This is a genomic window from Acaryochloris sp. IP29b_bin.137 (genome assembly GCF_028285745.1).
In the GTDB taxonomy this organism is placed as follows: domain Bacteria; phylum Cyanobacteriota; class Cyanobacteriia; order Thermosynechococcales; family Thermosynechococcaceae; genus Acaryochloris.
In genome coordinates this window covers 1-5,484 of sequence record NZ_JANQOP010000208.1, presented here as the reverse complement: position 1 = coordinate 5,484, position 5,484 = coordinate 1, and the positions used below count along the sequence as shown (strand labels likewise).

Sequence of the window (5,484 nt, the reverse complement as noted above, 5' to 3'; positions counted from 1 at the left end):
TTGGAATTGGCAAACCAGCCAGTGCCTAAGAACCTGGAAAGGCCATACTGATTGGGCCTTACCCGTTGCTTTTCACCCTCAGGGACAGCTCATTGCCAGTGGCAGTGGTGATTCGGTGATTAATCTCTGGAATTGGCAGCAGCAAATCGCGACCTTAAAGTTACATGATCATCGTGCTGTGGTCCGGTCCCTAGACTTTAGTGAGGATGGTCATTATCTGATCAGTGGTGGTACCGATCAGACAGTGCGGATCTGGAATTGTCAGACCGGACGGTGCGAAAAAACCTTTTACGATCACCCGGATTGGGTGTTTGCAGTCGCCTTATCCTCTGTCTCTGGCCAGAAGGGATTGTTCGCCAGTGGAGGAGGTAATCCAGATGTGCGGCTATGGTCTGTGGAAACAGGGCAATGTCAGCATGTGCTGCAAGGGCACAGTGATCAAGTCTGGTCAGTGGCCTTTAGTCCTGATCGTCGATTGTTAGCCAGTGGCAGTACGGATCAAACGGTTCGGTTGTGGGATGTGCAAACGGGGGAGTGTGTTCAGGTACTGAAGGGGCATTATGATCGCATCTACTCCGTTGCCTATCATCCTGACGGTCAGATCTTAGCCAGCGGCTCCCAGGACCACACCATCAAGCTTTGGCAAGTTGAGACCGGAGAATGCTTACAGACCCTAACGGACCATGAGAGCTGGATCTTTGCTGTTGCCTTTAGCTCCGGCAGTACGGGTCAGCCCCCACTTTTGGCCTCTGGTTCCCATGATCACACCGTTAAGCTATGGGATATCCCAACCGGTCAATGTCTCAAAACCTTATCTGGGCATACCCAGTTGGTTTGCTCGGTGGCGTTCAGTCCCAACGGCAAATATCTGGTCAGCGGTTCCCAAGATCAGTCCGTGCGGGTTTGGGATATCCAAACAGGGGACTGCTTGACGGTGCTGACAGCTCGGCTCTATGAGGGCATGGATATTACGGGTGCCCAAGGATTAACCACGGCCCAGCGAATTACGTTGGTAACCTTGGGAGCGATTGATCGCCAGCGGATGTAAAAAATGGCCATCTCATCTCAAGTGAATGGGGGGAAGCCGATGACCCTGCATTAGGACAGCGGTTTGACCTTTGCCCCAGACAGTAATGGGGGTGCGATATCTGCTGGTGGCGGTTTGACTAGGGTATATCCCTGCATGATCTAGAGGCAATCGTCATGGGGAATACTTCGAATACTAGCTTCTGCAAACGATAGGTGATCGGTGTCATCAGCAGTTCGTTGCGCCTGCGGGCCAACGAGTTGTGATGTGTGTCACTCCCATCTCAGACTTTGGATATTACAATCGGGCTCATTCCCAGATGGGATTTAGGTCACTGATCAAGACATCCTTGTTTAAGGATTTGAGCCTCTGGAAGGACGGAAGACATAGCAATCAATATAAAAGATTGTGCTCGCTGTAAGTTCCTTTATGGCTGTTTCATCCAGTATCCTGAGCATAATGTTGCTAGGCAAGTTTTTCGATTTGTTTATACCCGTAAAGAATGGGAAAAGTCACCCCACTACTGATTGCGCAATTATCTGACTTGCATTTATTTGCAACACCTGATCGTGAACTATTGGGGTTGAATACCTTTGTCTCTCTAGACGTTGTATTGCAGAAACTAAAGCAACTTCCAAGACAGCCCGATCAGCTTTTATTAACGGGTGATTTAGCGCAAGACGAGACTCATATTGCCTATCAGCACATCCAGACTTTAATTGCTCCACTTAAGATTCCAACGTACTGGCTTCCAGGGAACCATGATCACCTGCCGACCATGCAGGCGACGTTAACTAATCCGATCTTTCAACCCCACAAATCCTATCGGATGGGATCATGGCACTTTTTGCTACTAGATTCTAGCGTTACTGGCAAAGTGTATGGAGAATTGTCGCCAGAGAGTTTGAGTTGGCTAGATCAGGAGTTGGATCAGTGTTACCCTCATCCCACTCTTATTGCTCTCCATCATCCTCCCTTTGCCATTAAATCAGATTGGTTAGATCAAATTGGCCTCCAAAACTCGGATGACTTATTTGCCATTATCGATCGTCATTCTCATGTCAAGCTTGTCGTTTTTGGCCATATCCATCAACAGTTTGAGCATCAGCGCCATAATGTTCATTTCTTAAGCACCCCCTCAACCTGTATTCAATTTGCACCCCACAGTAAAACGTTTGCCTTAGACCAAGCTCAACCGGGGTTTCGGTTATTGTGTTTGCACGGGGATGGCACCTTTGAAACTGAGATTCAGCGGACCATCTTTTCTCAAACTTTAGATTTTTCTGCCAAGGGATATTAAGCTTTTGTTGATAATTTCTCTTCTGCGACCGTCCTTCAGTATGCTGCTGGGTGGAAGACGATTGAGTCCATAATCGCTCACAAAAACTTATATGCTAGCGCTGTACATGCTTGGAGCGGGTCTAGTTGTATCTGGCCTGTTTCTGATGTTGACATGGTTTGGTGGACGAATGGTTGGCCGAAAAGGGCCTACTTGGGGATTCATTGGTGCGGGCATCGTGGCTATTATCGCTTTACTTCCGCTCGGCTATTTAATGACCTATCTTCTGCGCGTTTTTCAAGCCAGGGGATGGGCAGAGCGAGCCTATCAGCTCTGCTTTACGGCTGCTGTAGCAGTGCCAATGTTAACAGGATTGGGCTGTTCTGTGCTGTTATGTTGGGCGGCTATCGCCGCGCGCCGGAGAAAACGTCGGCGGATTCATAAACGCAATTAATCTGCCGTGTTGGCTAAGACTCGTTGGATTTGAAAAGGGGCGTTCATCGCGGTGAATAGCTGTATGGCCTGCCGAAAATGGCGATCGCGATGGCCGAAGGCCACTCCTTGAGTATCGCCGGTCTGATGCATTGCTTGATAGGTGAGCCCAAGTTGAAAATGGGCTTCCGCTAAATCACACGTCGCCTGCAGCTGCTTAAGCAGCGAGATGGCCTGCTTATGATCGACTACAGCGTTTGCAAAGTGGCCTTGATGGCGATGAATGGCAGCTCGGCCCAGGAGTGTGCGGGCCTGGACTTGAGGGTAATGGCTGGTTTCAGCGACGGTCAATGCTTGGTCAAAGAGCATGCCAGCTTGCGACAAATCGCCGAGATAAACATAGGTTTGGCCTAAAAGTTGTAGGAAGTAGGCGAGACGAGCAGCCTGCTCCGTTTCAGGGAGCTGCTCACCTAGCGCCTGGGTGGCCAACTGTCGGGCCGCTTGGGCCTTGCCCATATGGCTATAGACTAAAGCCAGGCAGATAGAAGCTTTTGGCATCCAGCGATGGTGAACCGTCTGTGTCGCTGATTCAATGACTTGTTGAAAGAACGCTGCAGAGGTGTCTAAGTCCCACAGATCTAAGTAGTACAAGCCCAAACTGAGCTGGGAATCCAGTGCCTGGATTTGAAAATGGTGTTGACGGTGGGCCTCTAAATCGGGCGATGCGAGGGCTTGTGTTGAAAGCTGTAAAGATCGTTGTTGAGAGGCAATGGCCTGATGAATGTCACCCGTTGTCCAGTAATAATCCCCGAGGATGTTGTGCAGTTCACCAAAGCGGGGGTCAAAAGGGAGGTGCGTTATTAATGGCGGTAGGGCTTCGAGGAGAGGTTGATGCAATCCTAGGCGATACAGGCTGCTCCCCAAAGACAAATACTGATGCCACTGATTATCTCGGGCTTGCAACAGGACAGCGGCCGATTGCGGATAATCCTGAATGGCATTGTAGTGATAAAAAGCCTCTAAGGCCTGTAGTGCATCTTGGGTGGTGGTGATCGTCTGTACACTCTCACGCCAATACTGGGCAGCATAGCGATTAGCCATTTCCCAATCCGAACCTTGTCGTAGCCGAGCAATAGCTGCTTCTCGCATCACGGGATGTAACCAATATCGACCTTTGTGGAATTCCACCATGGATCGATTTTGAAGAGAAGCAATCTTGGCCCGCTGTTCTGATTCAGGAATATCCCACAGTAAGGCCAAGACGCCCGTTGTCGGCAGGGTGGCCACCGTCTGATAGCGGTAACAGCCTAAGCGGCAAAATAATCGATAAGCGTCTGGGTCTAGGGATTGTAAGCGGCTGATTTGATGGTTGATCAAGTTTTGCAAATCGGCTGCTAACAGTAAATTTTGCTGTTGATCTTGCCAAAAGGTATCCAACTCACCCGAATAATCGGACTGAATTGCGCCAGAGAGGAGCGTCATCGCTTTAGCATTGCCCCCATAGGCGCGCTGGAGCTGGGGCAGAACAATTGTTTCGGTAGGAAGGCCTTGAAGCTGGAAAAACTGCTGCCAAGCCACTAACGCGAGTCCAGGAAGGCGGTAATGCTGAAGGTTGAGGCTCGATTCACAGATGCGATCGCGACTAGTCACCAAGGTTAATCCTTGATTATGTGCATCCGTTAGCACTCGAAACAACTCCAAGTAACGGCGATGTTCAGGAATCAATAATCCTTGCGGATCAAGGGCTGGCTCTAGATTATCAACCAGGACTCCAATACGACGCTGTCGGAGATGACGTCGCAAACGATCGAGACTAATCCCCAATTCCAAGCCAGGGTCATCTTGCAAATCCCGAGTCAGCCATTCCTCCACCACCCGTTCAACAGAGATAATTCCACTAGCCTCCTTGGCCATCAAAAGCTCTAAACACAGTTCATACTGTTGGGCTTGCAGGTATTGCCGTGCCAGCGTTGTTTTACCCACACCGCCCTCTCCCTGAATCGCAACGGCAGTTACGCCCTGCTGCACCCACAGATCCAGCTGTGCCATAGCTTGATGCCGACCGACAAAGCCGAGGCGATCATCCGCTGTTGAGAGAGGCAGGTCCAGACTGGCTTGCATATGTTTTGTGACAACGAAGCGCAAGTTCTTTTTGGTGATCTTTTCGCCCACCACAGTAGACAAAAGTTTCCACAAATCTGATCCCACATCCTTCGCATGACCTTCAGTACAGCCATAGATATTGGCAATATCAAAATATTTTTGTCCCTGCCAAACCTGCTGCAAAATAACCTTTTGTAGCTCATTCAGGTGCTCATCCGTATGCGCAAACACCAAGTCTTCAATCCAGGCTAGGGGTTTATCAACATCCATGCTTATGCTAGCTAGGAATTATGCGGCAAATTCCAGTCTAGCTAATTGGGCTTTCTCCCATTGGTCATGCTATTAACGACTCTAGTTTTACCCTCGTCGTTTCGTGATGAGTGATGTGGTCAGACTGTCAGTCTCAAACTGATGAACCTCATGAAATCCCCATTTTGTTGAGTTATTTTGCAGTGAGAATTATTCAGTTAAACCTGAATTTCAAAATGGGCAGACTGTAGATGTAAAAAGCTTTTCAGTCACTTGTTAGTAGTGGCCTCACACTGACTTGAGTGTGTTAAGGTCATTCACCTCATATTGTTATGACTTCTAGTGCTGCCCCTCACGCTGACCTTACCCCTCATTCCTCCTCCTCTGGCTTTTT

Annotated in this window: 4 protein-coding genes; 3 read left to right on the top strand and 1 reads right to left on the bottom strand. The window is 49.2% G+C overall.

Annotated features, from left to right (window positions below):
* From Q0991_RS14765 to Q0991_RS14755, 3 genes are all read left to right on the top strand, one after another.
* On the top strand, window positions 1-1,048 hold a 1,048-nt coding region (locus Q0991_RS14765), incomplete at its 5' end, for a WD40 repeat domain-containing protein (RefSeq protein ID WP_299489533.1).
* 481 nt (window positions 1,049-1,529) lie between these two features.
* Window positions 1,530-2,327, top strand: coding sequence for a 3',5'-cyclic-AMP phosphodiesterase (gene cpdA, locus Q0991_RS14760; protein WP_299489532.1), 798 nt, complete (start codon window positions 1,530-1,532; stop codon window positions 2,325-2,327).
* A 91-nt stretch (window positions 2,328-2,418) separates the two neighbouring features.
* Entirely contained in the window at window positions 2,419-2,760 is a 342-nt protein-coding gene (locus tag Q0991_RS14755) for a hypothetical protein (protein WP_299489531.1), read from the top strand.
* On the opposite strand, the gene Q0991_RS14750 is transcribed toward Q0991_RS14755, so the two are convergent.
* Window positions 2,757-5,111, bottom strand: a complete 2,355-nt coding sequence (locus Q0991_RS14750; RefSeq protein WP_299489530.1) for an NB-ARC domain-containing protein — start codon at window positions 5,109-5,111, stop codon at window positions 2,757-2,759. The genes Q0991_RS14755 and Q0991_RS14750 overlap by 4 nt on opposite strands.
* Window positions 5,112-5,484: the final 373 nt, after the last annotated feature.

What these genes read in the sequence shown, in the direction of transcription:
- cpdA (WP_299489532.1), top strand. Translation starts at nt 1,530, where the DNA reads ATGGGAAAAGTCACCCCACTACTGATTGCGCAATTATCTGACTTGCAT.
- Q0991_RS14755 (WP_299489531.1), top strand. Translation starts at nt 2,419, where the DNA reads ATGCTAGCGCTGTACATGCTTGGAGCGGGTCTAGTTGTATCTGGCCTG.
- Q0991_RS14750 (WP_299489530.1), bottom strand. Translation starts at nt 5,111, where the DNA reads ATGGATGTTGATAAACCCCTAGCCTGGATTGAAGACTTGGTGTTTGCG.